General features: G+C 71.9%; 4 protein-coding genes and 1 pseudogene. 1 reads left to right on the forward strand and 4 read right to left on the reverse strand.

All coding sequences use genetic code 11. The features are described 5' to 3' along the window. Both VF794_RS02045 and VF794_RS02050 read right to left on the reverse strand, forming a co-directional pair. A partial coding sequence (locus VF794_RS02045; RefSeq protein WP_414640858.1) for an MFS transporter occupies positions 1-502 on the reverse strand: 502 nt, incomplete at its 3' end. Between the two features lie 8 nt (positions 503-510). Beyond that, a complete protein-coding gene (locus VF794_RS02050; RefSeq protein WP_331107186.1) occupies positions 511-1,116 on the reverse strand; it encodes a TetR family transcriptional regulator in 606 nt (201 codons plus the stop codon). A gap of 189 nt (positions 1,117-1,305) precedes the next feature. Here VF794_RS02050 and VF794_RS02055 point away from each other — a divergent pair, with 189 nt between their 5' ends. Continuing rightward, entirely contained in the window at positions 1,306-2,913 is a 1,608-nt protein-coding gene (locus VF794_RS02055) for a glycosyltransferase family 39 protein (RefSeq protein WP_331107187.1), read from the forward strand. An 8-nt stretch (positions 2,914-2,921) separates the two neighbouring features. Here VF794_RS02055 and VF794_RS02060 read toward each other — a convergent pair whose 3' ends face one another. Beyond that, complete coding sequence (locus VF794_RS02060) at positions 2,922-4,010, reverse strand: hypothetical protein (protein WP_331107188.1); 1,089 nt, start codon at positions 4,008-4,010, stop codon at positions 2,922-2,924. Between the two features lie 15 nt (positions 4,011-4,025). After that, positions 4,026-4,543: pseudogene (locus VF794_RS02065) on the reverse strand (hypothetical protein); the annotation flags it as partial.

Genomic DNA, 4,543 nt, shown 5'->3' on the forward strand with positions numbered 1-4,543 from the left:
TGGGGCGCCAGCTCAGCGCGTCGAGGAGGATGAGCATCAGCCCACCTCCGAGAATCATGCCCACCCGGTAGGCCGCCACCTGCACCCCATTGCCCAGGCCGAGCTCCTGGGGCTCGAGCAGGTCCACCGCGAGCCCGTCCGTGGCCACGTCCTGGGTGGCCGACAGCAGGTTGACGAGCAGCACCGCCGCGAAGAGTGCCTCCACGCTCACCGCACCCTCCGGGAGTGCCAGCCCCACGAGCAGCGCCGCCGAGAGCACCTGGAGCGGCAGGATGTAGCCGCGCCGCCGCCCCAACCGCGCCGAGCCATACCGGTCCATGAAGGGGGCCCAGAGGAACTTGAGCGCCCACGGCAGCGCGAGCAGGCTGGCGAGGCTGATGTTTGGCAGCGACAGGCCCTGCTCGCGCAGCAGCACCGGGAGGGCCTGGGTGAAGAAGCCGTAGGGCAGGCCCTGGGAGAGGTAGAGGCTCGTGAGCAGCCCCAATTTCAGGGGAGTCTTCAGCGCCGTCTTCATGTGCCCTCCGAGGCGTCCGCCGCGTCGAGCAGCCCCGCGGCCATGCGCTTCACCGTGGTCGCAGCCGAGCCCGTGGGAATGAGGCTCGGGGCCGCCGCCGACAGGACGAAGTAGCCCTGCACCGCCGCGAAGAGCCCCGCCGCCACCGCCCGCGCCCTCCGGCGGCCCACCACGGCGCCCACCAACTCCTCCAGGTGTGCCAGGTCCGCGTGCACCACCTTCTCATAGGCCGCGCGCACCTCTGGCTGGCGTACCGCCTCCGCGCTGATGGTCACCCACGCGGCCACCGACGCCGGATCCGCGTCGTCCCCCATGGCCAGGAAGGCATCGAGGAAGGCATCCACCTGCCCCCGCGCTCCGCCCTTCGCCCGCGCGAGTCGCGCCTTCACCCGCTCGCGCACGCTCGTCGCGAGCTGCTCCACCAGCGTCAGGAGGATCTCCTGCTTCTCCGTGAAGTGGTAGTGCACCAGCCCCGGGCTCAGCCCCGCCGCCTTGGCGATCTCCGCGATGGACGCGCGCTCGTAGCCGCGCTCCGCCATGACGCGCAGCAGTCCCTCCACGATCTGCTGCCGGCGCTCCCCGGTGTTGGACGGACGGGCCATGAAGGGCTCACGTTTCTAGGTTGGTTGACCAATTTATAAGACCGCGGGTGGGCGGCGTCAACCCCGGGGAGGGCTCTCCCCAGGGAGCGCCGGTTCTGCTTTGGTGGGGCTCCCCCGCTTCCTTCCCCCATGGCCCGGCCCCTACCCCGCAAGGCGAAGACTCCTCCCGCACCGCCCGAGAGCCGTGGTGTGGCGCCTCCTTTCCTGGCGCGGGTGCCCGGCTGGGCGCTCGTCCTCGCGGTGGCGCTCGCCGTGCGTCTGGCGTACCTGCTCACCGCGCGCGGTCCCGCCTTCGAGGCGCCGCTCATCGACGCGGACTATTACGACTACCTCGGCGAGCGACTGGCGCGCGGAGCGGGCTTCGACGAGGGGCCCTTCTGGCAGCCTCCGCTCTACCCCCTGGTGTTGGGTGGCCTCTACTGGCTGGGAGGGCACAGCCTGTGGTGGCCGCGCCTCTTGCAGGCCCTGCTCGGAGCGGCCACCGCCGCGCTCGTCCACGGGGTGGCGCGGCGGGCCTCCGGCAGCGACAGGGTGGGGCTGGTCGCGGGCCTGCTGGTGGCGTTGCACGGGCCGCTCGTCTTCTACGACGGGGAATTGCTCGCCACGTCGCTGGGCACCTTCCTGGGCACCGCTGCGCTCTGGCTGTCCAGCCGCGAGCGCCCCACCGCGTGGACGGCACTGCTGTGCGGGGCGTGTATCGGCCTGGGGGCGCTCGCGGTGGCGCCGCTGCTGCTGCTCGTCCTCCCGCTGGCGTGGGCCCTGGCGCGGGGGCGTCCGTCGCGTGCCATGCTCTGTGCCTCCGCCTGTGTCGCCGTGGTGCTGTGCGCCACCCTCTCCAATCGTGCGCGCTCGGGCGAGTGGGTGCTCATCTCCGCCAATGGCGGCATCAACCTCTGGCTGGGCAACAACGCGCGGGCCGACGAGACGCTGGCCATCCGCCCCGGAGGGGCCTGGGAGGCGCTCGTCCAGGAGCCCTCGCGCTATGGATTCCACACCCCGGCCACCCAGGACGCGTACTTCACCCGGAAGGCCCTGGGCTGGTGCGGCGCGCACCCGTTGGACTGCGTGGGCAACCTGCTGTGGAAGGCCCGGCTGCTGCTCGTCGCGCGCGAGCTGCCGCGCAACGAGGATCTCTACGTCCTCCGCTCGCAGTCCCCCGTGCTGTGGGCGCTCACCGCCCGGGTGGGGGGAGTGGCGCTGCCGTACGCGCTGCTGTGGCCCCTGGCGGCAGCGGGCTGCGTGGCCCTCTGGCGCCGGTGGCGTGCGAAGGAGGACGTGCGCGTGGCGCTCGCCACGGTGGGCGCCGCCCTCGCGCTCGCCGTCCCGTGCGTCCTCTTCTTCGTCTCCGGCCGCTATCGCGCGCCGCTCGCCCCGGTGCTGTGCGTGCTCGCGGCGCTCGGCCTGTCCGCGCTGCTGTCCCGCTCCGCGCGCGCCATGCCGGCGGGGGTGGCGCTGGCGGTGCTCGTGCTGTCCGTGTGGCCCGTGCGGCTGGCGGTGGACGCCGTCGACTTCGAGGCCGAGCTGCACTACGTGGTGGGAGGCCGGCTGGCACGGCTCGGGGACGACGTGGGCGCCGTGGAGGCCTGGCGGCGCGCGCTGCTGCGGCGGCCGAGCTACCTGGAGGCGGGTTACAACCTGGGGCTCGCGCTGGAGCGACTGGGCCGACCCGGCGAAGCCGCCCGCGTCTACGAGTCGCTGCTGCGCTGGCACCCGCGCCAGCTGCTGCTCCGGACCCGGCTCGAGCAGCTCCGTGCCGGCGAGACGTCAGTGCCTGAGGGGAGTGCCGCGCCTCATTGACGGGCGCTCTATTGGCAGTGGGCCTGCCGCAGGATGACGCCGGTCCGCGTCAGCTGCTTGTACACGACGCCTCCCGTCTCCAGCACCACGAGGTCCCGGAACGTCTCCTCCGGCATGGTCTCGCGGGGCAGCTCCGCCTGGCCCAGGATTCTTCCGTCCTCGGGAGCCAGGCAGTAGAGGCGGAGGCCGGACTCGCCCACCATTCCCAGGTAGATGGTGCCGGCGCGGTCGGTGTCCAGCAGGTTGAGGTACAGCAGCGGCACCTGGAGCCGGTACTCGCGGGTATAGCGATTCTCGCCCGACTGGCGGTCGATGGCGTTGACGAAGACGCGGCCGTTCTCCCTGTCGATGATGCCGGCCGTGATGTAGGAGCGCCCGTCCCGGGTGGGGCGGCCGGGAATCTCCGGACGCTCGGGGTCTGCCTTGCCCGAGGTATCCCCGATGCGGACCAGCGTGCCGTGCTCGCGCTCCACATAGACCGAGTCCCCGTCCACGAAGGTGCCGGTGATGCCACCTCCCTCGGGGATGCCCTTGCCCTCCACCGGCAGCTCTCCCAGCAGCTGCCCGGTGTCCGGGTGGATGAGGGCCACGGACTTGTCCTTGAGCCGGTCGAGCACCACCAAGGTTCCATCCCTGGCCTGGGTGATGTCCTGGGGCACCTGCTGGGTGAGGGGCAGGGTTCCCACGGGGTTGCCTCGCGAGTCGAGGCGGACGAGCCGCTCGTTGGTCTGGTCCAACACCACCACGTTGCCGAGGGCATCCACCGTCAGGGACATGGGCCCCTCGGCGTTGCCCTCCTGGCGGATCTCATGCCCGAGCTCGGAGGGGCCCGTGCCCCAGGCCAGCTCGGCGATGACCTCGCCACGTGCGGAAGCTCCGCCGGGCGAGGGGGCCTTCGCCTTACCCGGCGGGGTGGAACCGGGCCGGGCGTCCGCCCTGGCCTCCTCGGGCGTCCGCCCCGCCTGGGGCTCTTGGCGACTCCCGTCCCCAGGCGCCGCCGCGACGCCTCCACCCTTCGAGCGGACCAGGAAGAACGCGACGCCGAGCACGAGGAGTGCAACCAGTCCCAGGAGGATGCCGCGCGTCCGCGTCTTCATTTCAATGCCCTCTGACTACGGCGAGCCCAGGTTCACCCAGGCGGACCAGCCGGTGCCGTTGACGAAGTAGCGCTGCACGATGTCGTTGTTCGTGTTGCGCGCCACGACGTCCAGGCGGCCGGAACCCCAGGAGGCCACATCCGGAGCGGAGGAGAGGGTGCCACCCTCCGAAATCCAGGCGGACCAGCTGGCGCCATTCCAGTACTGGTGGATGAGCGAGTTGTCGGAGCCGCGGGCGAAGAGGTCGATGCGATCGGCGGCCCAGGACTCGGCCGCGGGGGCGGAGGTGGCGGTGCTGCCGCGCACCACCCAGGGGGACCAGGTGCCGCCGCTGAAGTACTTCTGGATGACCTGGTTGCTGGCGTCGCGAGCGAAGACGTCGATCTGCCCGGAACCACGCGAGGAGGCATCCGGCGAGGCGGTCAGTACACCGCCCTGCGACACCCACGGGCTCCAGGTGGAGCCGTTGTAATACCGCTGCCAGAGCGCGTTGTCGCCGCCGCGCACGAACACGTCCATGCGGCCGGCGCCCC

It is taken from the genome of Archangium sp. (genome assembly GCF_036389735.1).
In the GTDB taxonomy this organism is placed as follows: Bacteria; Myxococcota; Myxococcia; order Myxococcales; family Myxococcaceae; genus Archangium.